Origin of the sequence: Aquimarina macrocephali, from assembly GCF_051627225.1 — a bacterium.
Taxonomy (GTDB): Bacteria; Bacteroidota; Bacteroidia; order Flavobacteriales; family Flavobacteriaceae; genus Aquimarina; species Aquimarina macrocephali.
Window position 1 is genome coordinate 4,397,742 of sequence record NZ_CP151795.1, and the last position, 26,224, is coordinate 4,423,965.

Below are 26,224 nucleotides of genomic sequence, written 5' to 3' on the forward strand. Positions count from 1 at the left end.
AGAGGTTATACATAATTACTTATAAATAGTTTTCAAAGACTTATATTCACAACACTTTACATATTGATTTTTTAGGCTATCTCTACACAATTTTCACATACATTTTATGGATATATATAATATAGAATACAATACTGAGCGCGAAAAGCTCATCATTCCAGAATATGGTCGTCATATGCAGAAAATGATAAACCATACGGTTGCTATCGAAGATCGTGAAGAACGTAATAAGGTTGCTAAGTCTATTATAGCAGTAATGGGTAATTTGCAGCCGCATTTACGAGATGTACCAGAGTTTCAGCATAAGTTATGGGATCAGTTATTTATAATGAGTGATTTTAAATTAGATGTGGATACTCCTTTTCCTGTGTTGACTAAAGAAAAATTACAGGAAAGACCAGAACCTCTTGAATACCCTCAGAATTTTCCAAAATATCGTTTTTATGGAAACAATATTAAACGAATGATTGATGTTGCAAATAGTTGGGAAGATGGCGATTTGAAAAATGCACTTACTTTAACAATTGCAAATCATATGAAAAAGTGCTATCTGAACTGGAATAAAGATACAGTAGAGGATAGTGCAATATTTAATCATCTTTTTGAACTAAGTGATGGTAAAATAGATCTTAAAGGAAGTGATGAAAATCTTACAGATTCTTCAAACTTGATGAGAGGAAAAAAGAAAAAACATACTACAACAAATAGTAATAATAGTGGTAAAAAGAATTACCGAAGCAACCGTGGTAAAAAACGCTATTAAAATTAATCAACTACCAAATTACTAACCGCTAACGAACTAACGATTACATGGGTACTTTTCAGATAGAAGGAGGGCATCAGCTCAAAGGGGAAATCACGCCTCAGGGCGCCAAAAATGAAGCCTTACAAATTCTTTGCGCAGTATTATTGACACCAGAAGAAGTTATAATATCTAATATTCCTGATATACGAGATGTAAATAAATTAATAGATATTCTTAGGAATTTGGGTGTAAAAGTCCAAAAACTAGGAAAAGGGAAATATTCTTTTAAGAGTGATGAACTCAATTTAGAATATATGGAGAGTGAACAGTTTAAGAAAGAAGGAAGTGGTCTTAGGGGATCTATTATGATTGTTGGACCCTTATTAGCAAGGTTTGGTAAAGGGTATATTCCGCGTCCGGGAGGTGATAAAATTGGAAGAAGACGTTTGGATACCCATTTTGAAGGATTTATTAATCTTGGTGCAGAATTTAGATATAATAAAGAAGAACGTTTTTATGGTGTCGAGGCACCAGAAGGTTTAACAGGTACGTATATGTTGCTTGATGAAGCTTCGGTAACCGGTACTGCAAATATTGTAATGGCAGCTGTACTTGCTAAAGGAACAACTACAATCTATAACGCAGCTTGTGAACCTTATTTACAACAATTATGTAAGATGCTTAATGCTATGGGAGCAAAAATCTCTGGTGTTGGCTCTAATTTATTGGTAATTGATGGAGTTAAAAATCTAGGAGGATGTGAACACCGTGTACTTCCTGATATGATTGAGATTGGATCATGGATAGGATTGGCTGCAATGACAAAAAGTGAGATCACTATTAAGAATGTAAGCTGGGAGAACCTGGGATTGATTCCAAACACGTTTAGAAAATTAGGTATTACATTAGAGCGGGTAGGGGATGATATTTATATTCCTGCACATACTGATGGATATCAGATTGAAAGTTATATTGATGGTTCATTTATGACTATTGCCGATGCACCTTGGCCTGGATTTACACCCGATTTATTGAGTATAGTTCTGGTTATTGCTACTCAAGCCAGAGGAGAAGTAATGGTTCATCAAAAGATGTTTGAGAGTCGTTTGTTTTTTGTTGATAAACTTATTGATATGGGAGCTAAGATTATATTATGCGACCCACATAGAGCTACAATTATAGGTCATGATTTTCAATCTACATTAAAAGCGACTACAATGGTATCTCCTGATATTAGAGCAGGAATATCTTTATTAATTGCTGCATTAAGCGCCAAAGGAATGTCGACTATTCATAATATCGAACAAATTGATCGTGGATATGAGAATATTGATGAACGCCTTAGAGCAATAGGAGCTAAAATTACTAGAGTTGAGGTGTGATGTATTTGTGATACAAGATTTAATAATTAGCTGTAAGGCTTTTGTCTAATCCTTCACTCATCTTTTATCGCTTAAAACGATTCTGTAAAGCCAAATAAAAGAGCTTCAGTACTCATATATGTTCAGAAATGTATTGTTTTTGAATTCTATTAATTAAACTGTTGTTTGAGATGCTTTGATGTACGGAATAGTAAAATAGAATGTAGATCCTTTTCCTTTTTTACTTTCTAACCAAATTTTTCCTGTTAGCATTTCAACATAAGCTTTGGCAATTGATAATCCAATGCCGGCACCTTCAAGGGCATAGCGATCTTCAAGGTCTGCCTGAACAAATCGTTCGAAAATAGCTTTTTGACGGTCTTTAGCGATTCCCATACCAGTATCTTTTACATAAAATTGAAGAACCTCTTCATCTTTTAGATATCCAAATTCGATTCCTCCTTCATTGGTATACTTAATAGCATTTTTTATCAAGTTAGAAAGAATGGCATTAAATTTTTCTTTATCGGTTTTTATGATTGCATCTTCTGTTGGTAAATCATTTGATAACGATAGTACTATATCTTTTTTATCTGTTAGTGGCTTAAAGAGGTTAAATAGATGCTTGGTTTGTTTGTTGATATCAACTTCTTCGATATAGACTTTAACTTGATCTGCAGCTATTCTAGAGATGTCGATAATATCTCTGATAATATTAAGCATACGTGCTCCGCTTTCTTTAATAAGGTCTAAATAAAGTTGTTGTTCGTCACCAGTTAGTTTTGGTTCGTTTAAGAGTTCTGCAAGACCAAGAATACCATTCATAGGGGTTCTTATTTCATGGCTCATATTTGCAAGAAAAGCAGATTTAAGTCGATCACTCTCTTCGGCTTTTTCTTTTAATCGACTTAATTCAATTTCATATAGTTTGATATCTGTAATATCTGTAAGGGTGCCAACATACCCAATAATTTGATGTTTATCATTATACTCTGGTATCGCTCGACCTAATACCCAGGTAACAGAGCCATCGGGTTTAAGAAATCTGTACTCGGCATCAGAGGTTTTCCTTTTATCTGTAGCTGCATACCATCCTTGTTTTAGTTTTTTTCTATCCTCTGGGTGCACTGCATTAAGCCAGCCATCATTTAAAGCTTCTTCTTGTGATAGTCCAGAGATGGAGCACCATTTGGGATTTACAAATATGGTTTTTCCATCACTTTGGGTCATGAATACGCCTACCGGTATCAGGTTGGTCAAAGTTTGGTACCTACCTTTGGTGAATTGAACTGCTTTTTCGGCTACTTCGTATTTTTGCTTGTATGTTAAGGAATGAAAAATGTCTTTAAAAGCATGATAGTTAACATGGTAGGCTTCTTTTTCAAAATATTTTAGATATATAGTAAATATAATACTATAGAAAACAGCCATAAATCCCTTTGATAACAAACCTGAAAACAGAAGTTTTGGTATGTTTTCAAAATACCAAAATGAACCTAATGTAAAAAAGACAGCATCAAAACTGAGGACTAATACCATGGTGAACATTACTCTAAGGAGTAGGCTAGAGGTGTGTTTTGAGATAAATTCGTATAAAAATATGATCAATATTGCATCTAGATAGAGTACTCCTGTTCCGACAAATAATACCAATACATTAGTGTAGAAGAAATCTGTAGAAATTTCAAAAGGGTTATAGCTATAGGCTCCTTCCATATTCATTCTAAAAGCTAGTAGAAGAAAGCATAATATAATATTAGCTATAACTAATGCATAGATTAGTTTTCGAGCAGTAATTGCATCCTCTTTAATGTATATTAAAAGTATTGCAAAAAGTGTAGCAGAAAATAAAACAGATGAACCAGGAGAAACTACAATGGCATCAGATATTTTAAAATAGAGCGTACTGGCCATAAAAACCTGTACAAATTGAAACAATCCCAAAGAAGCGAATAGCACTCCCAAGCCTATTATCGTTCGTAAACGAAACAGTAATAATATTAGGAAGGCAACAACAAATCCTTGAAAAAGAAAAATTAAGATTTGATAGAAAATTAGTGTGTCCATAAGAGTCTAATGCTACATTTAATAGGCGTTTTTAGATTCTTTGGTTAACCTATTTGTGCATAGCGTTTATGTTTTAAGCCCCTTAAAGCTACGAACAATTGTTAAAACATTAGATATATAAAGCCCGAAAAAACGATTTTTAATTAGGAATTATTACTTAAGGTTAAACAAAAAAAAGGGATTTTGATATATATTAGATTGATTTACAGTTTGTTTTTGCTTTAGCTATGTTTGTTTTTATTTTTTTAAAATGAGAAGATGAGCTTATATCTGGTGCAAGTGCTCAAACCTGGACTTTGGTTTTGATATAAATAAAAAAAACCTGTCATTTTTGACAGGTTGTAGTGCTTTAAAAAATTAAGTAGTATATATTAAATTACTTTTACATTTACTGCGTTTAATCCTTTTTTGCCTTCTTGTAAATCAAATTCTACTGCATCACCTTCTCTAATTTCATCGATTAGTCCAGAGATGTGTACGAAATGTTCTTTGTTAGAATCTTCTTCAGTGATGAATCCAAATCCTTTGGCATCGTTGAAAAATTTTACTGTTCCTTTGTTCATTGTTGAAATTTAAATTAGTTAATAAAAATCAAAGATAACGCCAAATATCTAAATGATCATCATCAAGATGTTTTTTACTTTACTTGTTAACATGATTTTTAAGTGTTTATTGCTAATATAGGTATAAAATAATTAATTTATCAATTCTCGATTATTCTTAGGTGGTCATAATTAGGTAATATAAATGGTTGTATATTATGTAATTACTTAAAAATATAGTTTTTGTAATTCTAATTTGTAATCGTATTGTAAATCTTCGTGTAATACAGTAATCTTTTTTTTGATAGCAGATGTTTCGCGATGATACATGTTTTTGATAACAGTATTGTTTTGTATAGAAGGGGTGAAATTTTTTAATTTTTCGCAAAAATAAAGAAGCAATTCTATTTCGGTTTCTTTGTTTTTTGAGTACCGAATGTACTTCTTTATAGTTCGTAGAATTTTTCGAATACTTTTTTTAATATAATAATATGATGTAGTGTTAATCATTTCGAATTGCTCATCAATTTCCCTCTGTATACTTATGATATAATCTTCTTCATTGGTTGATTCGAATAATAAATAGGTAAGTAGTTCTTTATTTTCTTTTTTAAATCGTGATAGACGAAGACATAGTTCTATAAGCTCCTGATGCGAACGATCTGTTAATTCGGTTTTTAGCTCTTTTACAGTGGCGGTTTTCATCTATTGGTATTAAGTGTTTTAGGATCATACATGTGTACATGTAGATCAATATAAAATCACAATAGTCATTTGGGTATTATTACCAAATAACAATGGCTTATTTCATGTATGCAATTTAAATAAAACAATAGTTACAAATGGTGAACTCACTTTTAACTTACAATCATAGAATATCGATCTTTTGACCCTTTGGTGCTTAGACGGTCTTATATTTTTGTACTTTTTTGGATAACTGTTTGATGTCTAAGTTGTTGATAAATAAGGGTTGAGAGAGTTGTTAACAAAGTTATTAACAATAAAAGTAGGTTTCTACGTGTTAATTATTTATAAATATGAATAATTTGTGTAATATAACAGATTTTTAATTGTTTTCAACAAATTATTAACATTAAATGAACAAATAATTTGGTTTATTGTTAATAACTTGTTATATTAGAGTTAATTAACCTTAAATCACACAATCATGAATCATTTTTATTCCACTTTTGGGTTGAATTTTAAGACTATTGTAAATTTTTTAAGAGAACTTCCTAAGGCTTCTAGTTATGCAATTCGTAAGTAGTAGTAACAATAAATATTTTTTAAATAAGCTTGTATCGCTTTGTTATTCTAGTATATTCAAGTTTTTTTGAAACAATAATTTGCTTTTGTTTTGCCCATAAACCCTTCATTTGTATATTTGAAGGGTGTTTTTTCCGCAATTATTCCGCAATATTTTATGAGGGCAAAGATTAGACTTGATGGACGTAAGAACGTCGAAACAAAAGAGGGATTTCCAATAATAATATATTTAACCAAAAATAGTGAAGATAAACCAATCCGAATTGGTTACTTTTCAAGTCGTGAAAATTGGGATAACAACAATGCTCTACCAAAGAAAAAACACCCTGATTATATTGAACTTCTAAATTACCTAGAACAAAAAAAGATTCAAGTAAAGAAACTAATTGCCGATGCAAAAAATAATAATATAAGTCTATTACAGGCTGAGAAGATATTAAGCGGAAACACTTCAGGACTATATTACAATGATGCGATTAAAGTTGCTAATAAGTTACCTTCAAAAGTTTATTTGCATGCCTTAAATAGCTTTAATGACTTTTATCCAGGTTATAGATATGAAGATATAACTAAATCGGTTGTGAAGGATTATGTAAATGCTCTTTTGGTTACACCAGTCAAGAATACCAGTCAAAAAAGAAATCCAAATGGTGTTATAGTTTACATAGATAAGCTTTCGGCATTATGGAATATTCTAACTGAAAAAAATAATCCTTTCAAGGGATCCAAGCCAAAGAAAGAAAAAACTAAAAATAAAGCTCTTTCTAAAACTGATTTGATACGGATAAGAGATAATGATTATAAAGTTAATCCTAATGTAGTATATGGAGGTAAAAGAAATTATTTAAACTATTTTATGTTATGCTTTTATTTCGGTGGGATAGATATGGTTGATCTAAAAAATCTTAGATATGACAAACATGTTATAAATGGTAGAATAGAGTTTAGGAGGCATAAAGGAGGTACAAATGTTTTAGTTTCGAATAAAATATTTCCAGAAGCGCAAAAGATTTTGGATCTATATGATTGTAAACCGTATTTAGTGCCTTTAAATGGCAGGTATTCGTCATTTAGACAAGGAATATATACAATATTGGATAAATTAAGAGATGAGCTTAAGCTTACTAAAAAGCCTTATTTTAAATCACCTAGATACACTTTTATTACTAGAGCGCAACAAATGCTAATTGATGAGAGAATCACTATAGAAATCGTAGGACACTCCCAACAAAGTACGCATAGTATTTATAAAGATGAATTCCCTTTTCATGTAAGAGATGAAGCGCATGAGAAAATCATTTCTTTGGATTAGTACCTTTGAAAGTATAATTAATTTTGATCCTCAGTAACAACATAGATTTCATCTTTTTCTTTATTATATCTTATGTTGTTGTGATTTACGGTGTACCAGGCTGTCCAAGTGTAATAATCATTCATAGTAGGTGGTTCTTGTCCTGAGTATTGGAAACCTGCTTCAGAGGCATGACCAGAAATTTTTCCCATAAAAATAGAGGAATCAACAACTGCCCCTACATTTTCTTTTGAATAAAAAATGAAATTTGAAATTATTTCTAAATTATGTTCTACTTTTTTGCAAGCTCTTTTATCAACACTATTAAATTTTGTAGAAACACATGATTGAGTTATTAATAGAAAGCAAAAAATCAAAAAACTATTTTTTGGAATCAATACTTTTTTGAAGAACTGGAAAGCAGTAATCATTGTTTGCTGATTTTTATTAATTCTTCGGCTATTGGAATATCTGCAGGAGCAAGCTTCCAATTTAACAAATCATTTGGTTCAATCCATTCATATCTGTCATGATCAGTGAGTTTGAAGCTCGAACTCACAAAATTGCATACGTAAGCGATTAATTCAATGGTGAAATTTTCATACGCGTGCTCAGAAGATTTGAAGAAGCTCTCAATGTTAACTTTCATTTCTAGTTCTTCTTTAAGTTCTCTAATGAGTGACTCTTCATTGTTTTCATTTTCTTCAACTTTACCACCGGGAAACTCCCAATATCCTCCAAGTGATTTCTCTGGTTTTCTTCGGCATATTAGGACCTTATTATCATTGTAGATTATTCCACAAACTACTTTAATCATACCCATGACATTCTCTATGATATTTAAAATTGTTTAGATCAATTTGGTGTTTATCATGTACAAATAGTTTTCCTTTTTCTTCTCCCAAGAGAAGGTGTTCATCCGAAATTGAAAAAGTTCCTTTATCAAACATTACATGATGGTTAGGACACAAACATAGTAAATTAGCAACACTATCATCACCATTGTGCGGTTTACCTAAAGGGCGTATATGAGCACCTTCAGCATAAAACCCATTCTTGGTTTTTATTGCAGTTCCACAGACTTGACATTGGAAATTATATAACTGTTTTACGCTTAATGCTATTTTGGAGTCTCGAACAATTCTTAGTACTGTTCCTTTTTTTCTTTTTTTATCTCTAACACTGTAATCCAATTCTATCTCTTCGGGTAGTTTTTTGGATGGATTGGTACCCGAATAAATTAGTTTAAAGAGACATACCTTATAACCGTTTGTTCCTACCTTTTCAAATGCTTCAACAACACTATATAGTCCAGCATAGAGATAACCACTTTTTGGAGAGAAATCTGATTTATGTTTATGACCTCTAATAACTCTTACAGGTAAACCTTCATCCATGCTTTTAAGTAAACCGGCATTTCCACTATTCTCCCAAGTTTGATCAGCGATTTGCTTTCCATTCTTATTTCCTCCAGCACCAGTATAGAGAATTTCATCTCCAAGATCATAATCATCTTCATAACCTCCTGAAAGAACTATTGCTGCTGTTCCTTCTTTTCCATTACCATCGATCCCAGACCCCCAGTTTCTGTGAAAACTTGATGGCATCATTTCTTTTCGACCTTCGAACCAATGTCCTTCTTTAATACCTGGGATTTCTCCGAAAATTATTGATCTTGGCATTTATTTTTTGGTTAGGTGATTAATAATTAACCTACTTAGTCGGGCATTTGTACTTTACCGGAATAGTTGCTGTATCTCATTTTTCCAACTTGAGGTTGAATAAGAATATCGTTATCTCGAAAACTTCGAGTTCTCATCATACCAAACATTTTTATTTCAATATCAGGAAATCTTTCACTGAGAACTGATGCACAAGCTAATGCTGTTCTACCTAAAGTAAGAATGTCATCAATAAGAATAATACTTGTTGAAGTAATCATTATTGGTTCAACCTCTAAACTATCATAGTGATTCTGGACAGATGGTCTATTATCAGCACCATTTTGAAAACTTGATTTAGCAACTGGAGTAACTCTTTTTAGGCAAGTTGAAATTTCTTGCCCAATACCATTTTTAACAAGTTCTTCAGCAATTACTTTAGTCGGCCATAATGTACCTTCTGTAATTAGTGAACTTCTTGGAATGGGAATCAAAACTGCATCTTCATTGAAAAAATCAGTAAGAATAGGAATGTTTTTAATATGCCTTGAAGCGTTAATTGTAGTTTTTGGAATTCCATTTTTTAAAGCACCACAAACTCGTTTTGACAATTCTGCATTGGGCGAATTACCTTTAGGACAATATTCTAATAAAGTAGCAAACTCTAGACTAGAAAGCATAATCAATTTTAGCAGTTAAGTATGGTAACTCATCTAAGATGATATCTAGATTGTCTCTAGTTAAAATTTGTGCCCCATATTCAATCATTTCAGAAGGCCATTTCATAGATTTGTCTTTCATGATATTTTCTAAGATTAAAACTGTCCTTCCTAATCTTAATGCTTCCCAACCTTGATGGCGTGTTCCGCTTTTTTCAGTAGCTTCAATAATTATAGTTGCATCACTTATTAAAGCCATTGTTCTATTTCTTATTGGAAAATTAGCAGGTCGAAAAGGAAAATTTTCTGGAAATTGAGAAATTGCTAAATGATCTTTCTTTATGTTAGTAAGTAAATTTTCATTGAATTTAGGATAAACTTTGTTAAGCGGGGTTCCTAAAACAGCAATAGTTTTTCCTCCATAATTGATAGCTGTTTTATGAGCTATTGTATCTACTCCTTCAGCTAATCCGCTAACAACTGTAATACCTTTTTTAACCAGTGCCTTTGTTATAATTTCAGCTCTTCTTTTACCTTCATCACTTACTTTTCTTGAACCTACAACTGACACACGTTGTCCTTCATAAATTAAAGGAAAATCACCTTCAAAAAATAAATCTTCTGGAGAATTTTTTAATTCGAATTCTGTTAGATGAGATTTGTATTCTTTATAGTTGCTTATACTCATAAAAGAAAAATACTGATTTAATTACAATAATACAAAATTGACAGTTAAATTGAATTTCAATGAATTAATTTTTAATGGTGTTGAAAGTTTATTTTTTTAAACTTTTCCTTAATTCAGTTACAATTCCTTCCTTGTCAGATCCTAGCCATTCATCCATTTTTAAATGCTTGTTAAGCCAATTTTTAGAAAATACAACTTTTGTTTTACATTTTTCAAAGAATTCAAATGAGTCTTCTTTGTTGATAATTTCATTAGGTTTGATGAAATTATTATTCTCAAGTGAGACATATAAGGAATCATTTTTTTTACTTATCATAATCACTATTTTTTAAAATTCATCCAATATATTTAAATGGGGTAAGTTGATGTGCACTTTTGTATTATAGATTTTCATCCATTTTCAAATAATTCACTCCTTCTTTTGAATAATCTACGTAGTACCAATCGTAATCTAAAAGCTTTAAAATAACCCTATTTATCAAAGTAACATATGCATCCGATATCTTCTTAATTTTTCTTTGTTCTTCCTCGGTATTGACATCAATGCCCTGATGAGTCATTAAATTACGAGCTTTTATAGCCTCACTTTCGAGTGACCCCCTTTCAAATTCTATTGATATGCTTTTAAAAAATATACTAATTTTCTCACCTATTCCATAATTATATGGGTTCTTGAGTTTGTTTAAAACAAAGGTTCTAAATTCATAAGAAGATAACTTTTTACTTAAAGAATCAATTTCATTTTGAACTAGATCATTGTAGATACTTTTCTCTTCTTTTGTATATTTTTTTAAAACCTTTTTGTCTTTTAAATATGTATTTACTAACATTTCAAAACCAGATGCAATAATTGGTAGATTAGTTCCAATCGGTAAATCTGAACCAATCCATAATTTCCATAAACAATCGGATAGAGATACTTTCCTATATAATTCATTGAAATTATGTAATAACCTATTCAGCATTGATTCGAAATAATTTCTATCGGACCCATTTCTTAAAGGAATAGGGTTTATATTTCTGTTCTTTTTAATACTACGTTTCCAGGGGTTTTGTGATTTGCAAGACAATAGTTTATACCCAAGTTCATATTCAGAGACTCCTATCTTTTGAATGTTAGTTCCTAAAATGAAAGAAATATATTCTCGAAACATCTTTCTAAATTCGACGGTTGGAAATTCACCAGCTATATTTCTATATTCAATTGCAATTCCATCTATATTTGGAGGTAAATAATCTTTTTGAATATTTTGAATTACAATTTCATAATTCTCATATTTTACGATTACAAAATCCCATGAACCTAACTGTTTTGTCTGTGAAAAATCTTTTTCAATAGGTAAATCAATACCATTACGAATCTTATATCTTGGGTGTTTATCATATCTTGTGGTACGATTTGCAAACAAGATTTCTGGCAGCGAACACAAATACCATTCAGAGATAATTTGAGATTTAATGGTTGAATTATTTATAAGAATAATATTTTCTAAAAATATATCACAAGTAAAACTAATCTTTATACCATTATCATATTGAATAGGATCTAGGCTTAATGAGTTCAGTCCAAGTCCTTCAATTAAGAATTCAGAACCTTTGGATTTAGCTTTTAAAGTTTCACCATGAATAAACCCAACTTTCTTAATTTCTCCCTTTTCTCTATATTCCAAATCATTAACATCATCAACGATTCCCTTAATCGAACCTTTTAGCCAATAATCATTATCTCTCCAGATAGTTAATTCTGAATCAAAAGGAATGATGTAGTGATTTGTCACACTTTGAATCTGTGATACAACGATAGGAAAAGAAATTCCTTCCCAATCATATTTCTGATATTTAAATGTAGTGTTTTTCATTTGTATTGAATGGTTTTTGCTATGGCCAGTAGGGTAGGTAAAGAAACTTTTTTGTTTTTATCTACCTTCGTAGCTAAATCTTTTTATTTTACCGTATCACTCACTTTTAAAGTCAAATCAAAAGATTTGACGGACTTCATGTAAAACTCTAAATTTTGGGTTATGTACAAACGTCCTATGTTTTCTTATGTTTGTTAGCACAAGTACTTATTTTTAGATTTTTAAATCAGATTTAATCCATTTCATAAACTGATTTAATTATTTCCATAACTTCCGTTTCTATATCATCATCGTCTTCAAACTCTCTTTCAAAAAAATAAAAAAAGACCTTATTATATTTTGGGATCTCAAGATGTATGAACTGTCCAGATTTATGAAAGTAATTAAATGTTTTAACTTTAGTTGTTCCAACAATCAAAGAATTAGCTCTTTTACTTTTGTCTTTTGTTGAAATTCTTTTTAAAGATAACCTAGCTTTCGATTGAATCGTTCTAATCGAAAAATCTCTCATTTCTGCTATTGACAAATCTGCCAAAAAAGGAACATATCCAGCTTTTTTATGAGCCCTAAATTTTGTTGTAATATCCAATAACTGGAATTTGAAATCAATGGTTTCCAGCCATCGTATAATATTATTCCAGTTTTCGGGACTATAATATTTTGTTTTTAGGTCAACTTCTGAAATGGTTCTTTGAATATACAATTCAAGTGTATTCAGTATTTCGGAATTGCAAGTTGAACACATAGGTAATGTTGTTCCAATATATTTTTGAGATAATTGATTAACATCTGTTCTAAAAGTTCTATTTGGGTCATTTTCAAATACCCATTTAGGTAATACGTGTTCCTTAGTTATATTAGATTCAGAACCGCATAAAAGGCAAGAAATTGTTCTTTTTTTGTCAATATGACCGGTTAAATAGTCATCAAATAATTTATTCATTACATACTTACCTTTCTTTCTTGCGATTAGTCGTAATTGTAATAATTTGTCATTAATAGACATATTTTAAATTGGGTTTGATGAGTTTTTCTGTATTTGCGCTAACGTCTCTTGTATGGTGCGTATCCCGAAGAGTATGCACTATACATCTTGTTGTGCTTTCGTTTTTCTATTTCGTATACGATTCATTGGCCTCACTCTTTTCAATATTAATAATCAAATCAAGCATTAGATTTTCTATAAGGGAAATAAACTCTGTAACATCCGTCATGTTCACAGTTAATGCATTTTCACCATGGGCTATCATATTACGAAACCTAAGCAACCTATTTAATCCTCTATCGTAGGAATCGTCAAGCTGTTCAATGCAATACCTTTCAAGTATTCTATTTAAGACTTTAAAGTTCACATTTGATTCGGTTGGCACACTAGGCTTAATAGTAATTGTATCATCAAGTATATTATCAATAAGCTCAACTAATTTTTTCTTTGATTTAAAAGCAGTTCTTGGATTGTTGAAGTCACATTCAGAATCAAGTTGATGGGTCAATAAAGGTGGTGAAATCTCCGAACGATTTATATTTAATGAATTTAAATGATTTGAATATATAGTAAAAGTGTTTTTAACAAAGCCTTCCCAAATAGCGTAAAGAGCAGGTATCGAATATTTTATTTGTAGCTCCTTATGGTCTGGACGAAAGTTATATTTAATCGGCAAACTTTTAATTGTTGCTAATTCTGAAACACGCCAATTAATATCAGCCATTATTTCTTGTACAAAGACTTTCATTTTTCAGTACCAAATATTTCATTTGCAACCTCAATTCTTTTTAAAATTCTTGACTTACTTGCTGAAGCAGAACCTGAAGCCTTTTTAAAGCTCGGAGATTCTTTTAACTCACTTATTTTAGCAATTAAATTGTCCGTTCTCATCTCCTTATATACTTCAATATTATTTGAAAGCCCAATCATGACACAGTCATATAAACTCGTTGAAAACACTCTGTTTGTACCTCTAAAAACTTCTTTACCAATCGGATTTAAAATAGAAACAACTTCATTGAAAAGAGTTTCAAGGATTTCAATTTTTTCAGGCTGTTTTACTGCTTCTCTCATATATTTTGTCATATGCTGAGAAATATTTTGAGATAATTCAGCTGGTGAGTCAATTAGAGAACAAAACCTTAAAACAAGTTCATCCATATATAGCTGTTCAAGTTGTCTTGCGGTAGGTTTTATAATATTGATGAAATTTTGATTTTCAGAACAACGTCTAATGAATGAATTGAACTCCTTTGAAACGCCCCTGAAAATTGCATTTCTAATTTCTTGATCTGTGAGATCAGATCCACCAGTATTTAATCTATTAAACAGTTCATATCTCATATCAAAAGCACTGTTCCATTTGATGATTTCAACTCTACACGAAGCTCGTTTTATGTTTAATTGGAATTTTAAAGGTAAATCCTTACAAGCTAAATCTTCAAAGTCTTCTACCAAATCGCCTTTACCCAGAATCCAATTGTTTTTATCAGGCATTGTTTTTAGGATACCAAAAAAAGAAAATATAGTAGATATTCTTTGAAGACCATCTACAAGCTCCCAACGACCATCTTCATCTTCTGCGACAAAAATTGGTGGAATAGGTATGCCGATAAGTATAGACTCAATAAATCGAGTTTTTTGATAATCATCCCATCTGAATAGTCTTTGAAACTCGGGGTCAATTACAATTTCATCTCTTTCATACATACTCATTATCTCACCGAAAGACATATCAAGCCTATCGGTTGAAAGTCCATTTCTTGTTTTCTCAAGTATATTTTCTAATTTATCTAGTTTATCCATGGTTAATTTTATTCTTTATTCAATGAAACACAACAAAGATGTAAAGGACATATGTCCTTTATATTCCCTGTATGGTTATTATATAATTATAATGTTTTATTTACTAGCTTGTTGTTAGGTACAGTATTTATATTCCGTTCAACTCATTTAATAGTTTTGTTTTCTTTTCTTCGTTTTTCAGTTGTTCAATTAGTTTAACTGTAATTTCTCTTAAACCAGCATACGCATTATTCAAATAAGCATCATTTGGGGATTCAATTCCGTGAATTAATTGATTTCTCAATTTTCTATATGATGTTAAATTTCTGATGTCTTTCAAAGTAATTTTTGTAATAGTTCTCAAACGATTAAAATCAGGCACAAAATATTTTCTATGCTTGTCTTTTAAATCATTTTCTTCTAGTAAAACCATATAAGTTTTTTCTAAAATTATCCAAGTTTTTACAAACGATTCAAAACCAGAAGCATCTCGATTAGGTTGTATTTTATGAAAATACTCTTTTAGGGACTTATCTTTCATATTCTCTTTTAGATAATCATCTAAAAACATATTAATTAATTGGTCAGAAATTGATTCATCAACGCTTTGATTAATATTCTTAAGAAAGTATTTGAATTCTTGTGGTTTATAATTGTAAATATTTTTAAAATAATTATTCAGAATTTTTGTGTCTCCAAGTTTTAATTTGTCAATATAGTTTGGACCCAGCGAGTTTACAATGAAATTTGTTAATTCATATCTATCTGAAATCTGATTACTTTCTTTAGTCCTTTTTGTGATTGCTTTTTGTAATCTTTCAAGTGCTATTTCTCCAGTTAACACCAAACCATTTATTTCATCCAAAATAGATAGTTCTTCTTCGGTTAATTGACCTGAATATGGTTTATATACTAAATCGTGTTCAACTTCTGACCAAGCGTGCATTAATACAGATGCTACTTGAATTTCAAATGTTGTATTCTGATATCTTTTAAGTAGCTTGTCAGATTTTTTAATGTGGACCCTATAATGTGTTGCCCAATAGCCTGAAAATCTTTTTTTATAAACTGGTTTATGCGATGAATCTGGAAATCTTTTTATTTTTTCAATTTCAAACAAATCAGACACAATTTCATCTACTAATTCACGGTCGGTTGGAAAGTAAAGAGCTACTCTAATACCTGCTAAATCAACTATATCTTTAAAGATTTCATCTGTGCTTTTATACTTTTTTTCTTTATCTCGATTTTCGAGTTTTTCTTTTAATCTATCAGGTTTTTTTGCTCGATTTGAAACTATTGCTCTAATTCCACGTTTCGCTAGTTCAGTTTCTAATTTATTATTTCCAATACGAGCCAATTCTAAATAGAAATCATACTGTTTGTTATATTCTTTTAAAAATTTTTCTATTATGGTCATTCGATAGTTGGTTTCGTCATATTGTACCTAACAAAACTATATGCGTACTAGTACACATATTATTCATTTTGAATTCTTTATATTTTCGATATAGTTTAAAACTAGATATTAGTTATAACCTTTACCTAGTCTTCTATTGTGAAATCAGTTATTTCAAGAAACCTTGCCCTAGATTTTGTCTTTTTTGCAAGCCCAGTTATTGATATGTTCAACTTCATTTTATGGGCTTCAATTGCCTGTTTATATTGCTCGCTATCCAAGTTTGCAGCTACTGTAATTTGCATATTATCAAAAATACCAACGTATGATACACTATTTTTTAAGCCATCAGGGTTTTTAGATTTTAAAGCAACAATCTGACCTGTTAGAGTAAAAACATCTATTTCATATGAATGTGATTCAATTTGTTCGACAAATTGATTTAATTTATAAAGCTTTTGTTTAGTAATATTTTTATTTATGACAGTATTACTTGATTCAATGTTATGAAAAGTGAAATCTACATTCTTAATCTTTGCTTTTTCAAAGAGAGATTCAATATCCTTAAATAATTTAATATTAATTCGACTTTCATTTTCAATCAAATATTCTTCAGATACTTTAATATCTCCTTCAAATATATTATGATTTATGTAGGTTAAAACTTCAGATAATTTATTATTTATTTCTTGAGAGTAAATTTCATTTCTTTCAAAAAGTTCATTTTCTTTTATCAATTCTTTTGATGGGAGTTGAATTTTCGCAACAAAACTCCCTTTTTCCGTTTGCATGAAATTGCAAAGATTTAAATATCTAGAAACTTCTTCGGGGGTTTTGGTAGAAATTACACTTTTATCAATAACAAAACTGGCTGTACCACTTAAAATCGAACGTATTCTATCAACTAATTCTTCAAATCGACCTAAAGGTATTTTACCCTCTTCAGTTTGCTTATCATATACTCGAACTTTAAAAACAGTGTTTTCTTGTTTTAAAAGAATATTTAAATCATCAACGGAGAGTGAATAAAATTCACCAACTATATCGAGAATATTATCTATAAAATTATTTGTATCAACTTTGTCTAAATTTTTGGGCACATGTAATTTAAACTCATCTTTTAATTGAAATTCTTCAGGCGGAGAAAGTTCAATAAAAGAACTATTTTCATTAAAAACTTGCCAGTCTCTATTAATAAGAAATGATATTATATTTTCGTTAATCATTTACTCGAATTATGGATAAAATAATTGATGTAATTCGTTAAAACAATCTATTCCAAGTTTATTTAATTTTGGAATATCAATTCTAATTCTATGTGCATTTTTTGTTGCAACAGAACCTATTGTCGGTTTGTACCAGTAAGCATGTTTTCTTAATTTAATTTCATCATGATTAATGTTGACCCAAGAATTTTGGTCGTAAGGTAAAATAAATAAAATCAAAATTAATGGGGCAGTACCATTTTCTTGCCTCTCAATTAAATCATTATAAGTTTTTGCTTCCAAGTCATACTTTAGGAAATCGGGTTCATCAATAATTGAATTTTCCGTAGTAGCTTTTAACTGTAGATCAATATATCTACTGTCATAATTATACCTTGTTTTTCCTTTGGGAGTGATGTAAGTATAGATTTTCTTTAATTGATAATCGACACCAATGTCTAGATCAGGCTTATCAAGAGCAAATCCTTTATTATTAGCTAATATGCCAATAAACTTATTTGAAAGTTGTTCTTTAATTTGCTCTGTTGTCATATTATTTTGTAATTCAATAGTTAAACCACATGTTTTTGCCTACAATTAGGGAATAGACTTTACATAGGGTACTTTGTTAGCTGTTGTTTTTATTTTTCAAATAATTTTCTAGTTAAATGTTCTCCATTTTCATCGATTAAAAATGAAGTAATTGAACCATCCTCCTGTAAAGTACTGTGTCCAATGTCTATCCCACAACTTTTTAAAAGATAGTCGAATAAAAAAGCGTATTCTTTTTCATCCCACTTCCTAGACCTTAGAGATCCCATAGTGTTTACATTAATTTCTTTAGTCACATTGTTATATGCAGTAATGTATTTAGGGACATTTTCTTTTATCACAGCACTATAAAATATATTGCAATTCACTTCTAGATATTGAGCGAAATTGATAGGGTATTCCTTAAGTTTTTTAAAGCCAACCATAAATTCTTCAATTATGTTATTGTCTTCAAAAACAATAGTGATAGCAACGTTACCGAACTTCATTGATACACAGAGTCCAGGAATATTATTATGATAGAAAAATTTTTCATCTGTGCATTTGAAAACAAACAAGCTCCAGGGTTTTGGCGAATGAAACGTTGTCTTAAACCTGATTGACTGCAAAAATAAATGAAGAGCAGAATATCCTTCTAATTCATATGGGGTAAGAATTTTACCTAATTCAGGATTTTTCCTATCTGTTAATAATGACAATTCCTTATAACGAGTAGCATAAAGAATTTTTGCCGTCCACTGAAAAATAACTTGCTCGTCTTCAATGCTTAAATTTTCAAAAGACCTTTCCAAAAGTTCTTGAAATTTCCCTTCCATTCTAGATAGGTCTTCGTTATTGCATTTTTCACAGCAAGGAACTGTTAGAACTCTATACGGGATTGTAGTGTCATTAGTAACAGTAAGCTTTTGATTCCATAAGTCATATTTATGTTGCAGCCATTTTGGAAAAATATGCTCCGCAGTTTTGGTTTCACATTCTTTTCCACACAAAAAACAACTATCACCATCAAATGTCTCTTCTTTAAAGTTTGTGTAAAAATTGAATTCGGTTTCCATTTTCTAATAACAGCTAACTATTGAGTATAGTTAATCTGGTAACTATACCTGCTATATTTACGATATGTAGTTACGTGATCTACATATCCATTACATTTTTATTAAAACCCAAATTACTAAAGCTATTAGAAAATAGGTTACGGTAAAACCGCAAAACTCACTTCTCTTGAAATTGCATTTTTTTGTTAAAATTCGAACTATTCATGAGTTTAAAGTTCAGTGTATTAAGTGGTTACGTTTTTGAGCTCAAAAAAAGTGATGATTTCCCGTAATTCTGGTTTAATTTTTGTGTCTATTTTTATAATTCCTACCCTCATCAAAATTTATTTTTTTATTGCTATTTAATCACATGAAATAGCATGCAATCTTGTGTAATCTATTTTACGGAAAACCGTAATAAACACTAGGCTTACGAAAGAAAATTTACGGAAAAACCGTATTTAATTAAGTGGGAAATGTCCCTATATTTGAAGAATAAAAATGAATCAACATACCATTAAATGATATTCGATTACTATGGTTAATAACACGTTTACTAAATAGTTTTTTATTGTAACTTTTAGGCTATTCAAATTTCTAAATTTGTTTGAACCAAAAAGATAAAAAAATGAAAAAACTAGTAGTATTAGCAGCAGTAGTATTCGGGATGTCATTAGTAAGTTGTGAAAAAACTGAATTGAACGATGAACTCAACTCAATCGAAATCCAAAACACAGAACAAGGAGACAGCGTCAACACGGGTGGTGGAGGAAACGACAAGCCCAGTAACGACGAAGATTAAAAATAATATTATATACTATATTATAGCGATGGTATGTTCCGTCGCTTTTTTCGTTCATGAATTTGTTCCTAAAAACTCTCAGGAATATAAAGACATAGTTGCTAAGCATAGTCAAGCAAAGAGTAAAAGAACTGAAGCACTCAATATACTAAAGAAATCGGCCGAAGGAACTGTTGCTCATAATAACTATCAAAAAGAAAAAAATAATACTGACAAAGTTTGGGAAGAATACTTGGTTATTGAAAAAGAAGAGCATTTTTTAAACTTCGATAATTTCAAGCAATTTCTAGGTGAGTTCGGTTGGGCGTTTGGTTTATTGATTTATTCAATTTTTAATATAGTAATGGTCCAGTTAAGAAAAAGAAATTCTAAAACCGGTGAAACCATTCTACATTCTACATTATTATTTATCTCATTATATTTTATAAACTGGACGGTTTTACCAGGAGATTATGAAAAAACTACCTATATAGCTTTTGCACTTGCAATGACAGTTTTAATTACGTTTTCTGTCTACTTATTATTGAAAGCTAAAACTCGTTATGTTAATTCGCTTCTTTTAAATATTAAAGATTTAGTTGGTTTTGTGTTTAACAATACTAAAAAGGAATCTGAAGAGGAAATGTGGGACGTTTTAAAAAATGTACGCAATGATAGATAATAGATCGAAACTCGAAATCCTTAATAGATTAAAAGAAGATGATTTCATTCATGAAAGACATTTTGAAGATAAACTTGTAGATATCATTGACGATCTAAGTGATGATGAGAGGGATTACATTAATTTAAAGCATGATAAAACAAAAGAGAGAAATGATTCAAAAGGAATTCAGATTGACTTTTTTGATACGCTTATTTATGAAAAGAAGAATCAATTAACTTTTGATTCGCTGAAATGATTATTTAAGATCTAGGAAATAGATTATTCTTCTTTCTTTTTGTTCATCTTATTAATTAGATCATGCTGATATTTAATTATTGCATCTTTTTCAACACTCTCCTTATAAGTCTGGAATCTTTCGTTTTCTTCAATTTTTTCTTGGTATAAAAAGAATATATCAACGAACTCATCAACTTTGATCTGATTGTTTTTTCCTATATAGTCCTGTTTATTACTATCTGAACCATCTGATGACATAAGCCATTTATATTGATATTTTGGAAAATTATCAGAAATACTTTTGGCTGTTTCTTCTGATAACTTTCTTGTTTTACCATTTCTTATAGCATAGAACGCAGTTTTTGAAATGCCAGTAATTGACATAAAATCAGAAGCTTTAATCTCCTCTTCAAGTAAAATCTTCTCTATTTTTTCCTTAAGTTCCATATGGTAAATATAATTATTTTACTATAAAGTACTATAAATTATTGCACAGTACTATAAAGTTCTATATATTTGTAGTGTAAAACAACAACAACAGCGCAAATATATGAAAACTACTGCAAACAAAATAACTGCGATTTCGGTCGAACCGCATCCAGTTTTAACCCAAGAATCACTTGCGGAACTTTTTATAAATGGTACTATAGAGATTGATTCACAAGAAAGAACAGTCTTTGCAGAAGTTGAGTCTTCAGGCTTTCATATTCTTTGCGAAAGATTAGAATTAGATACAGACTATCAGGACATCACATTCTTCTACGATGATCTTGAAATAACCAATGAAACCTCAATTACTGAGATAGCAAACTTCCTTTATAACTACGCAATAAAGGGAACTAGTTCTGATAGTGGATTTACTCACCAAGACAAACAACACGCTTCAAGTTTAATATATAAATAATCAGCTATGAAACAGACATACACAATAACAATAGAGAAGAAAGTAGCAGCACCAAATAAAGAAATGGCTCAAGTAATTGCAAACTCAATAGCAAATGAAATTGATGGTGATGTGAGTACTATATATGACAACAACGAATTACCCTTTTAATCATGATAGAAAACATTAAAAAACTATACGCCAAAGTAGAGGATAAGCAGAAGTTTATTGAGGTAGTGGCAGAGGAGTTTGGTAAAGATCCAAGAACATTACAGAATCACTGGTTCATAAGGTTTTTTTCGGTACCAGATAAGTATCAGGCTAGGGTAGTGGAGCTTCTACAAAACACCCTACAAAATCAAATTGAACAACTAAGTAAACTATTATCCTGATCAATTATGAAAAGTATTCAACTCATACAGATAACACCAGAGCAGTTACAGAAAATGATTATGGAAGGAGTAAAAATTCAATTCGATGAGTTGAAAAAGGAATTCCAACCAAAACAACCTATTGAATACCTCTCAATTGAAGAAACCTCTGAATTATTAAAGGTCACTAAAACAACTTTATGGAGGTGGACAAAAGACGGTATCCTGCAATCGTATGGGATTTCCAATAAGGTTTACTACAAAAGAGTAGAAGTAGAACAGGCAATGATAAAACTGAATAAGTAAAAAACTAAAAGTACACGAGTAACCGGATTCCATTAGGGAAAATGACTGAAGCAGAGGTTAAAAATATAGCAATAGAAGTTTTTGAAAACTTAGGTGTTACGATTAGCTCACTAGTCAAATTTAAGCCTGCTATGAAAACTAAGGAAGTATGTGCATACCTCAATTGTGATCGTAAATGGTTGTATCGAAATAAAGAAATGTTTGGAGCTAGAATCATAAACAGAAAAAACCACTATGAATTTGATACGGAAAAGGTGGTCAATTATAAACTGAAATTTAACCTGTAATAAAGAGAACATGACACTAAAAGAAATGATATCAGAATTAGAAACATTAAAAATAATAGTGATACTAGCTTTTGTAGCAATGGTCTTTCTATACCTGTGTATTCTAAGTGGAGCACTTCTCTATCACTATTTAACATAAATAACTTAAAACCCAAATAATATGAAAACATCAGTAATCAAACATGAAAATCGATTGAAGTTAGATGTTCTGTCGGTAGCAGAATACAAACGAATAGAATCAGAAGATGTAATAGTAAATGTATCCATGTTTTTTGATCCTTTTGACGAAAAACATACTACTGTAATATCATATCACGCATAAAAAACCCACTGCTGGAACAGTGGGCAAATCAAACCAAAGTTTAATTATTTAATCATTTCAAAATTATGGAAAATCAACAAGTAAAGCCAGAATTGTACCCGAAAAATGGGGAAGTAACATTCTTAATGCCATCTACTAACGCAATAGGAATGCTAAAAGGCGCGAAAACAGGAAGAACCTTAACCGTTGCCTACAAGACTAAAGAGGATTGGTTAGCAGAAAAAGACCAACCTGTAAAGTGTTTCTTCTTAGGGTTCAAAGAATCAACTGACGGAACCGGAAAACCTTATCTAATAGCAAAATTACACGATGGTGAAAAAGCTTTTGTGTGCGCTCAAACAGTTCTAATACAAGCTTTAATGGGTGTTGAATTAGGACAAGGTGTACAGGTTACTTGTACAGGGTCTACAAAAGGAAATAACGGAAATGTTATTCCATTATTTGAGGTTGTCGAGTTAGAAGGGGTTAATCTAATTGGTGGGGGCAATGAATAGTATAGATGTAAATTTTGAAGAGCTAAGAGCAGATCATTTATCTGCTCTTGCTAACGCCAATGAAAGAGGAGAGTTAAATCCTACGATTGACTACACAAGACCAATAGGAGAGTATCCAACTGCAAAATTCATAGCAGATTTTATAAAGACAAGAGAAGGAACAGAGCATGTTTATACAAAGAGCCTGAATGTAAACGGAAAAGCCATTCAGGATGATATGAGCAAGTATCTTGAAAATAGTTCTTATTCAAGTGGGCAACTTAAAGCAGCCTTAAAAACTCCTTTACACCTTTTCTTCGAAAGAGAAGACGAAGCAAGGCGTGAACTTGATAAACTTCAGGACAAAAAACATTTTAAATTAGGGAATTTCTTACATGAATGTATGCTTGAACCTACAAAGTTTAGCCGCGTAACAGTAGAGCCTGAAGCAAGTAAAGCAAGTAATGAAGGTCTTGACACTTTAATTAAATTTTGGGAAGAAGTTCTCGAAACTCAAGAGAGTTGTTTTTTAGATGGAGAGGTTGTAACTGCACAAGATGTTCTTGACTATGCAAATACAGAAGTCCCCGACACCACTAAAAGAGATCAAAAGAAAGCTTACTTAACTATCATTGAAAAAGCTTCAGGAGTAACAGCAATAACAGAACAGCATAAAATTATTGTAGATGTTGTAAAACGCAATTATCTGGCTTATGGTGATGGGATTATTCCTAAGTTATTAAAGCACTCAAAGCGTGAAATATCTCTATATGCCAACGAGATAAATACAGGACTGGATGTAAAGGTAAGACCAGATGCGATGCAATTTGCTGAGAACATAGGAGAGAACGCAATTATTTCTGTAAAGAGTACGTCATGTGAGAGTCTTTCTCACTTCTATTATCATACTGCAAAATTTAGCTATGAGCTTTCTGAAGGGATGTATCAAGAAGTAGCAAGCCAAGTAACAGGTAGGGATTTTAATACTACAATTATGATCATGCTTCAAACAGTTGCCCCTTTTGGAGTAGCTGTAATGGTGTGGAATGGTGAAGATATTGAAATAGGTAAATACAAATATCACCAAGCTTTACAAACAGCTTATGAGTGTGAACTCTCAGGGGAATATCCAACATACGATGCTTTTTCAGAGGAAGGTAATCTTGGTCTTATAGATATGAAGCAACCAAGCTGGAATGCGAAAGAATTGCAGCCTGTAGACTTAAGTAATTAAAGGCTAGAAAAGGTGCTAAATCAAATTATATAAATACTGGAAACATGGAAAACAATTTTAAAGTCAATCGCTTGTATGATCCATCCTTTTCTAAATATGACAAGGATACAATAACAGACACATTGGAATCTGTATGTTATGATGTAGTTGAGGAATCTTACACCAAACAATTATCAGAAACGGAACTCACTGATAAAAAAACTGAACTAGCTGAAGTTTCTATTGAGCTATCAAAACTAGATAAGGAAAAGAAGGAACTCAACGATCAGATCAAGTCTAAGATAGATCCCAAAAAGAAAACTCATGGAGAATTGCTAGAGGCGATACATCACCGTAGCCAAGATACTTATGGTAAACTATATCTAGTGGATGACCAAGACACTAACACAATGTATTATTTCGATGAAAATGGAGTATGTGTTAAATCTAGGGCCATGCATCGAGAAGAAAGACAAATAAAACTTAAATCAATTAAAACAGGTACTGATGAGTAAAACAGATGACAATCTAATGAACAAAGCTATGGAACAGGAATCAGAAGAAAAGGTATTAACTATCTATAAGTATGAAGGTGAAGCACCAGAAGCTTTTACAGATCATCCTTCTTCTGTGGAAATAACAGGAACGATTACTGCTCCTAAGAGGTTTTGCGAAAAGAGACATGATGAATTTAATTCACTAAAATCTCATTGCCTAGTTTCATTATCAGATGGAACAATGAAATTAGTAATAAATGAACAATCAAGTAAAAATGTTTACTCAATAAACGGCAAACTTGAACAAGCAAAACAATTTGTTTCATTGGGAATTAATAAAGAGAAAGGTTATCAACCTAAAATATTATCAAAAAAGTTCAAGCTTCTGAGATCTATTTTTAAAGATAGAAGTGAACATGCTAAAATAGTAACAGCATTACGAAACGTTGAAGCAACAGTAAAGCAAGCTTTCAATAATAATGATGATCAAAAAGGAAATGTAAATGTCACTTTTGATCAGGTGGTAACCTCAAATATTCCTGATGAATTTACACTGTTTATGCCTGTTATTGAAGGCGAAAAACCCGAAAAGTTTAAAGTAGAGGTAATTCTAGAGGCAAACTCTGCTCATGAAATCAATTGCTATTTGGAAAGTGTAGATGCTGCTGAAATGATTGATAAAATCATAGAGGAAAGACTACAGAAAGAGGTAGAAGCCATAGAAGAGTATACCACTGTGATTTACATATAAAATAAATAAGCTAGTTGGGATATAATCCTTTCTAGCTTATTAAAATTAAGTAAAAATTATTATTTGGAATATGACATTAACAGGGGTTATAACAGAAATTATAGATGATAATAAACCAGGTGTTGACGGAAGGCCACCTATTTATAAAAAGATTGCTACGATTGATTTAATGAACGGTCAGAGTGCGAATGTGGAGTTCTTTAGAGAATTAAGAACATTTCTCTCAAAAGGCTTTAAAATAAATGATAGAGTACAAGTAGAATGTAAGCTACATGGTAGGAAAAATAGGCTTAAAAAGACTTTCAATAATGTAATCGCAATTTCAATCCAAAGAATCTGA

35 protein-coding genes are annotated in these 26,224 nt (G+C 30.9%); 17 read left to right on the plus strand and 18 right to left on the minus strand.

The genetic code is table 11. The features are described from left to right. Window positions 1–106: 106 nt before the first annotated feature. Both AAFU52_RS19390 and murA read left to right on the plus strand, forming a co-directional pair. Window positions 107–763, plus strand: a complete 657-nt coding sequence (locus AAFU52_RS19390; RefSeq protein ID WP_024769086.1) for a DUF4290 domain-containing protein — start codon at window positions 107–109, stop codon at window positions 761–763. Window positions 764–810: 47 nt separating this feature from the next. After that, window positions 811–2,127 (plus strand): UDP-N-acetylglucosamine 1-carboxyvinyltransferase, encoded by a 1,317-nt coding sequence (gene murA / locus AAFU52_RS19395; protein ID WP_024769087.1) that lies wholly within the window; start codon window positions 811–813, stop codon window positions 2,125–2,127. 153 nt (window positions 2,128–2,280) lie between these two features. Here murA and AAFU52_RS19400 read toward each other — a convergent pair whose 3' ends face one another. The 3 genes from AAFU52_RS19400 to AAFU52_RS19410 form a co-directional block, all read right to left on the minus strand. Beyond that, window positions 2,281–4,173: a PAS domain-containing sensor histidine kinase gene (locus AAFU52_RS19400; RefSeq protein WP_051473680.1), complete on the minus strand. Its 1,893-nt coding sequence runs from the start codon at window positions 4,171–4,173 to the stop codon at window positions 2,281–2,283. Between the two features lie 371 nt (window positions 4,174–4,544). Then, window positions 4,545–4,736, minus strand: coding sequence for a cold-shock protein (locus AAFU52_RS19405; RefSeq protein ID WP_024769089.1), 192 nt, complete (start codon window positions 4,734–4,736; stop codon window positions 4,545–4,547). 207 nt (window positions 4,737–4,943) lie between these two features. After that, complete coding sequence (locus tag AAFU52_RS19410) at window positions 4,944–5,420, minus strand: hypothetical protein (RefSeq protein ID WP_024769090.1); 477 nt, start codon at window positions 5,418–5,420, stop codon at window positions 4,944–4,946. Between the two features lie 718 nt (window positions 5,421–6,138). On the opposite strand from AAFU52_RS19410, the gene AAFU52_RS19415 reads away from it, so the two are divergent. Beyond that, the gene (locus tag AAFU52_RS19415) at window positions 6,139–7,293 is read left to right on the plus strand and encodes a hypothetical protein (protein WP_438423192.1); all 1,155 of its coding nucleotides are present in this window, start codon (window positions 6,139–6,141) and stop codon (window positions 7,291–7,293) included. Window positions 7,294–7,310: 17 nt separating this feature from the next. On the opposite strand, the gene AAFU52_RS19420 is transcribed toward AAFU52_RS19415, so the two are convergent. The 14 genes from AAFU52_RS19420 to AAFU52_RS19485 all read right to left on the minus strand — a co-directional run bounded on the left by AAFU52_RS19420 (window position 7,311) and on the right by AAFU52_RS19485 (window position 19,120). Further along, the gene (locus tag AAFU52_RS19420; RefSeq protein ID WP_438423193.1) at window positions 7,311–7,703 is read right to left on the minus strand and encodes a hypothetical protein; all 393 of its coding nucleotides are present in this window, start codon (window positions 7,701–7,703) and stop codon (window positions 7,311–7,313) included. Then, entirely contained in the window at window positions 7,700–8,089 is a 390-nt protein-coding gene (locus AAFU52_RS19425) for a (deoxy)nucleoside triphosphate pyrophosphohydrolase (RefSeq protein ID WP_438423194.1), read from the minus strand. Before AAFU52_RS19425 ends, AAFU52_RS19420 begins: the two co-directional genes overlap by 4 nt. After that, window positions 8,082–8,954 carry a YDG/SRA domain-containing protein gene (locus tag AAFU52_RS19430; RefSeq protein WP_438423196.1) on the minus strand — a complete coding sequence of 291 codons (873 nt, stop codon included), beginning with the start codon at window positions 8,952–8,954 and terminating at the stop codon, window positions 8,082–8,084. Before AAFU52_RS19430 ends, AAFU52_RS19425 begins: the two co-directional genes overlap by 8 nt. A gap of 35 nt (window positions 8,955–8,989) precedes the next feature. Further along, a complete protein-coding gene (locus AAFU52_RS19435; RefSeq protein WP_438423198.1) occupies window positions 8,990–9,613 on the minus strand; it encodes a phosphoribosyltransferase in 624 nt (207 codons plus the stop codon). Continuing rightward, window positions 9,603–10,280: a DNA-processing protein DprA gene (locus AAFU52_RS19440; protein WP_438423200.1), complete on the minus strand. Its 678-nt coding sequence runs from the start codon at window positions 10,278–10,280 to the stop codon at window positions 9,603–9,605. The genes AAFU52_RS19435 and AAFU52_RS19440 overlap by 11 nt, the downstream gene beginning before the upstream one ends. Window positions 10,281–10,368: 88 nt before the next feature. Continuing rightward, window positions 10,369–10,596, minus strand: coding sequence for a hypothetical protein (locus AAFU52_RS19445; protein ID WP_438423201.1), 228 nt, complete (start codon window positions 10,594–10,596; stop codon window positions 10,369–10,371). A gap of 64 nt (window positions 10,597–10,660) precedes the next feature. Next, window positions 10,661–12,139 (minus strand): hypothetical protein, encoded by a 1,479-nt coding sequence (locus AAFU52_RS19450; RefSeq protein WP_438423202.1) that lies wholly within the window; start codon window positions 12,137–12,139, stop codon window positions 10,661–10,663. Window positions 12,140–12,371: 232 nt separating this feature from the next. Continuing rightward, complete coding sequence (locus AAFU52_RS19455) at window positions 12,372–13,145, minus strand: hypothetical protein (protein WP_438423203.1); 774 nt, start codon at window positions 13,143–13,145, stop codon at window positions 12,372–12,374. Window positions 13,146–13,251: 106 nt separating this feature from the next. Then, window positions 13,252–13,872 (minus strand): MAE_28990/MAE_18760 family HEPN-like nuclease, encoded by a 621-nt coding sequence (locus AAFU52_RS19460; RefSeq protein WP_438423204.1) that lies wholly within the window; start codon window positions 13,870–13,872, stop codon window positions 13,252–13,254. After that, on the minus strand, window positions 13,869–14,930 hold the full coding sequence (locus AAFU52_RS19465; protein WP_438423206.1) for a DUF262 domain-containing protein: 1,062 nt from the start codon (window positions 14,928–14,930) through the stop codon (window positions 13,869–13,871). Before AAFU52_RS19465 ends, AAFU52_RS19460 begins: the two co-directional genes overlap by 4 nt. A 127-nt stretch (window positions 14,931–15,057) precedes the next feature. Then, entirely contained in the window at window positions 15,058–16,329 is a 1,272-nt protein-coding gene (locus AAFU52_RS19470) for a GTP pyrophosphokinase (RefSeq protein ID WP_438423207.1), read from the minus strand. A 125-nt stretch (window positions 16,330–16,454) separates the two neighbouring features. Further along, the gene (locus AAFU52_RS19475; protein WP_438423208.1) at window positions 16,455–17,534 is read right to left on the minus strand and encodes a hypothetical protein; all 1,080 of its coding nucleotides are present in this window, start codon (window positions 17,532–17,534) and stop codon (window positions 16,455–16,457) included. A gap of 9 nt (window positions 17,535–17,543) precedes the next feature. Beyond that, entirely contained in the window at window positions 17,544–18,065 is a 522-nt protein-coding gene (locus AAFU52_RS19480) for a DUF4365 domain-containing protein (RefSeq protein ID WP_438423209.1), read from the minus strand. A gap of 89 nt (window positions 18,066–18,154) precedes the next feature. Then, complete coding sequence (locus tag AAFU52_RS19485) at window positions 18,155–19,120, minus strand: hypothetical protein (RefSeq protein ID WP_438423210.1); 966 nt, start codon at window positions 19,118–19,120, stop codon at window positions 18,155–18,157. Window positions 19,121–19,803: 683 nt separating this feature from the next. On the opposite strand from AAFU52_RS19485, the gene AAFU52_RS19490 reads away from it, so the two are divergent. Continuing rightward, window positions 19,804–20,562 (plus strand): hypothetical protein, encoded by a 759-nt coding sequence (locus AAFU52_RS19490; protein ID WP_438423211.1) that lies wholly within the window; start codon window positions 19,804–19,806, stop codon window positions 20,560–20,562. Beyond that, the gene (locus AAFU52_RS19495) at window positions 20,552–20,800 is read left to right on the plus strand and encodes a hypothetical protein (RefSeq protein WP_438423212.1); all 249 of its coding nucleotides are present in this window, start codon (window positions 20,552–20,554) and stop codon (window positions 20,798–20,800) included. The genes AAFU52_RS19490 and AAFU52_RS19495 overlap by 11 nt, the downstream gene beginning before the upstream one ends. A gap of 23 nt (window positions 20,801–20,823) precedes the next feature. Here the strand turns inward: AAFU52_RS19495 and AAFU52_RS19500 are convergent, their stop codons facing one another. Further along, on the minus strand, window positions 20,824–21,228 hold the full coding sequence (locus tag AAFU52_RS19500; protein ID WP_438423213.1) for a helix-turn-helix domain-containing protein: 405 nt from the start codon (window positions 21,226–21,228) through the stop codon (window positions 20,824–20,826). 103 nt (window positions 21,229–21,331) lie between these two features. Between AAFU52_RS19500 and AAFU52_RS19505 the strand changes: the two genes are divergently transcribed. The 12 genes from AAFU52_RS19505 (at window position 21,332) to AAFU52_RS19560 (ending at window position 26,224) form a co-directional block, all read left to right on the plus strand. Continuing rightward, entirely contained in the window at window positions 21,332–21,685 is a 354-nt protein-coding gene (locus AAFU52_RS19505) for a hypothetical protein (protein WP_438423214.1), read from the plus strand. Window positions 21,686–21,691: 6 nt separating this feature from the next. Further along, window positions 21,692–21,835 carry a hypothetical protein gene (locus tag AAFU52_RS19510; RefSeq protein ID WP_438423216.1) on the plus strand — a complete coding sequence of 48 codons (144 nt, stop codon included), beginning with the start codon at window positions 21,692–21,694 and terminating at the stop codon, window positions 21,833–21,835. Window positions 21,836–21,837: 2 nt separating this feature from the next. Beyond that, entirely contained in the window at window positions 21,838–22,056 is a 219-nt protein-coding gene (locus AAFU52_RS19515) for a hypothetical protein (protein WP_438423217.1), read from the plus strand. A gap of 6 nt (window positions 22,057–22,062) precedes the next feature. Then, complete coding sequence (locus AAFU52_RS19520) at window positions 22,063–22,341, plus strand: helix-turn-helix domain-containing protein (RefSeq protein WP_438423218.1); 279 nt, start codon at window positions 22,063–22,065, stop codon at window positions 22,339–22,341. 41 nt (window positions 22,342–22,382) lie between these two features. After that, window positions 22,383–22,628, plus strand: a complete 246-nt coding sequence (locus AAFU52_RS19525) for a hypothetical protein (protein ID WP_438423219.1) — start codon at window positions 22,383–22,385, stop codon at window positions 22,626–22,628. Between the two features lie 10 nt (window positions 22,629–22,638). Then, a complete protein-coding gene (locus tag AAFU52_RS19530; RefSeq protein WP_438423220.1) occupies window positions 22,639–22,767 on the plus strand; it encodes a hypothetical protein in 129 nt (42 codons plus the stop codon). 21 nt (window positions 22,768–22,788) lie between these two features. After that, window positions 22,789–22,950 (plus strand): hypothetical protein, encoded by a 162-nt coding sequence (locus AAFU52_RS19535; RefSeq protein WP_438423221.1) that lies wholly within the window; start codon window positions 22,789–22,791, stop codon window positions 22,948–22,950. Window positions 22,951–23,015: 65 nt separating this feature from the next. Beyond that, the gene (locus AAFU52_RS19540) at window positions 23,016–23,444 is read left to right on the plus strand and encodes a hypothetical protein (protein WP_438423222.1); all 429 of its coding nucleotides are present in this window, start codon (window positions 23,016–23,018) and stop codon (window positions 23,442–23,444) included. Continuing rightward, window positions 23,437–24,657: a PD-(D/E)XK nuclease-like domain-containing protein gene (locus AAFU52_RS19545; RefSeq protein ID WP_438423223.1), complete on the plus strand. Its 1,221-nt coding sequence runs from the start codon at window positions 23,437–23,439 to the stop codon at window positions 24,655–24,657. Before AAFU52_RS19540 ends, AAFU52_RS19545 begins: the two co-directional genes overlap by 8 nt. Window positions 24,658–24,728: 71 nt before the next feature. Next, window positions 24,729–25,151, plus strand: coding sequence for a hypothetical protein (locus tag AAFU52_RS19550; protein ID WP_438423226.1), 423 nt, complete (start codon window positions 24,729–24,731; stop codon window positions 25,149–25,151). Further along, window positions 25,144–25,884, plus strand: a complete 741-nt coding sequence (locus AAFU52_RS19555) for a hypothetical protein (RefSeq protein WP_438423227.1) — start codon at window positions 25,144–25,146, stop codon at window positions 25,882–25,884. The genes AAFU52_RS19550 and AAFU52_RS19555 overlap by 8 nt, the downstream gene beginning before the upstream one ends. A gap of 70 nt (window positions 25,885–25,954) precedes the next feature. Next, on the plus strand, window positions 25,955–26,224 hold the full coding sequence (locus AAFU52_RS19560; protein ID WP_438423228.1) for a hypothetical protein: 270 nt from the start codon (window positions 25,955–25,957) through the stop codon (window positions 26,222–26,224).

Coding starts and splice junctions, on each gene's coding strand:
- AAFU52_RS19390 (WP_024769086.1), top strand. CDS start 107: ATGGATATATATAATATAGAATACAATACTGAGCGCGAAAAGCTCATC.
- murA (WP_024769087.1), top strand. CDS start 811: ATGGGTACTTTTCAGATAGAAGGAGGGCATCAGCTCAAAGGGGAAATC.
- AAFU52_RS19400 (WP_051473680.1), bottom strand. CDS start 4,173: ATGGACACACTAATTTTCTATCAAATCTTAATTTTTCTTTTTCAAGGA.
- AAFU52_RS19405 (WP_024769089.1), bottom strand. CDS start 4,736: ATGAACAAAGGAACAGTAAAATTTTTCAACGATGCCAAAGGATTTGGA.
- AAFU52_RS19410 (WP_024769090.1), bottom strand. CDS start 5,420: ATGAAAACCGCCACTGTAAAAGAGCTAAAAACCGAATTAACAGATCGT.
- AAFU52_RS19415 (WP_438423192.1), top strand. CDS start 6,139: ATGAGGGCAAAGATTAGACTTGATGGACGTAAGAACGTCGAAACAAAA.
- AAFU52_RS19420 (WP_438423193.1), bottom strand. CDS start 7,703: ATGATTACTGCTTTCCAGTTCTTCAAAAAAGTATTGATTCCAAAAAAT.
- AAFU52_RS19425 (WP_438423194.1), bottom strand. CDS start 8,089: ATGATTAAAGTAGTTTGTGGAATAATCTACAATGATAATAAGGTCCTA.
- AAFU52_RS19430 (WP_438423196.1), bottom strand. CDS start 8,954: ATGCCAAGATCAATAATTTTCGGAGAAATCCCAGGTATTAAAGAAGGA.
- AAFU52_RS19435 (WP_438423198.1), bottom strand. CDS start 9,613: ATGCTTTCTAGTCTAGAGTTTGCTACTTTATTAGAATATTGTCCTAAA.
- AAFU52_RS19440 (WP_438423200.1), bottom strand. CDS start 10,280: ATGAGTATAAGCAACTATAAAGAATACAAATCTCATCTAACAGAATTC.
- AAFU52_RS19445 (WP_438423201.1), bottom strand. CDS start 10,596: ATGATAAGTAAAAAAAATGATTCCTTATATGTCTCACTTGAGAATAAT.
- AAFU52_RS19450 (WP_438423202.1), bottom strand. CDS start 12,139: ATGAAAAACACTACATTTAAATATCAGAAATATGATTGGGAAGGAATT.
- AAFU52_RS19455 (WP_438423203.1), bottom strand. CDS start 13,145: ATGTCTATTAATGACAAATTATTACAATTACGACTAATCGCAAGAAAG.
- AAFU52_RS19460 (WP_438423204.1), bottom strand. CDS start 13,872: ATGAAAGTCTTTGTACAAGAAATAATGGCTGATATTAATTGGCGTGTT.
- AAFU52_RS19465 (WP_438423206.1), bottom strand. CDS start 14,930: ATGGATAAACTAGATAAATTAGAAAATATACTTGAGAAAACAAGAAAT.
- AAFU52_RS19470 (WP_438423207.1), bottom strand. CDS start 16,329: ATGACCATAATAGAAAAATTTTTAAAAGAATATAACAAACAGTATGAT.
- AAFU52_RS19475 (WP_438423208.1), bottom strand. CDS start 17,534: ATGATTAACGAAAATATAATATCATTTCTTATTAATAGAGACTGGCAA.
- AAFU52_RS19480 (WP_438423209.1), bottom strand. CDS start 18,065: ATGACAACAGAGCAAATTAAAGAACAACTTTCAAATAAGTTTATTGGC.
- AAFU52_RS19485 (WP_438423210.1), bottom strand. CDS start 19,120: ATGGAAACCGAATTCAATTTTTACACAAACTTTAAAGAAGAGACATTT.
- AAFU52_RS19490 (WP_438423211.1), top strand. CDS start 19,804: ATGAACTCAACTCAATCGAAATCCAAAACACAGAACAAGGAGACAGCG.
- AAFU52_RS19495 (WP_438423212.1), top strand. CDS start 20,552: ATGATAGATAATAGATCGAAACTCGAAATCCTTAATAGATTAAAAGAA.
- AAFU52_RS19500 (WP_438423213.1), bottom strand. CDS start 21,228: ATGGAACTTAAGGAAAAAATAGAGAAGATTTTACTTGAAGAGGAGATT.
- AAFU52_RS19505 (WP_438423214.1), top strand. CDS start 21,332: ATGAAAACTACTGCAAACAAAATAACTGCGATTTCGGTCGAACCGCAT.
- AAFU52_RS19510 (WP_438423216.1), top strand. CDS start 21,692: ATGAAACAGACATACACAATAACAATAGAGAAGAAAGTAGCAGCACCA.
- AAFU52_RS19515 (WP_438423217.1), top strand. CDS start 21,838: ATGATAGAAAACATTAAAAAACTATACGCCAAAGTAGAGGATAAGCAG.
- AAFU52_RS19520 (WP_438423218.1), top strand. CDS start 22,063: ATGAAAAGTATTCAACTCATACAGATAACACCAGAGCAGTTACAGAAA.
- AAFU52_RS19525 (WP_438423219.1), top strand. CDS start 22,383: ATGACTGAAGCAGAGGTTAAAAATATAGCAATAGAAGTTTTTGAAAAC.
- AAFU52_RS19530 (WP_438423220.1), top strand. CDS start 22,639: ATGACACTAAAAGAAATGATATCAGAATTAGAAACATTAAAAATAATA.
- AAFU52_RS19535 (WP_438423221.1), top strand. CDS start 22,789: ATGAAAACATCAGTAATCAAACATGAAAATCGATTGAAGTTAGATGTT.
- AAFU52_RS19540 (WP_438423222.1), top strand. CDS start 23,016: ATGGAAAATCAACAAGTAAAGCCAGAATTGTACCCGAAAAATGGGGAA.
- AAFU52_RS19545 (WP_438423223.1), top strand. CDS start 23,437: ATGAATAGTATAGATGTAAATTTTGAAGAGCTAAGAGCAGATCATTTA.
- AAFU52_RS19555 (WP_438423227.1), top strand. CDS start 25,144: ATGAGTAAAACAGATGACAATCTAATGAACAAAGCTATGGAACAGGAA.
- AAFU52_RS19560 (WP_438423228.1), top strand. CDS start 25,955: ATGACATTAACAGGGGTTATAACAGAAATTATAGATGATAATAAACCA.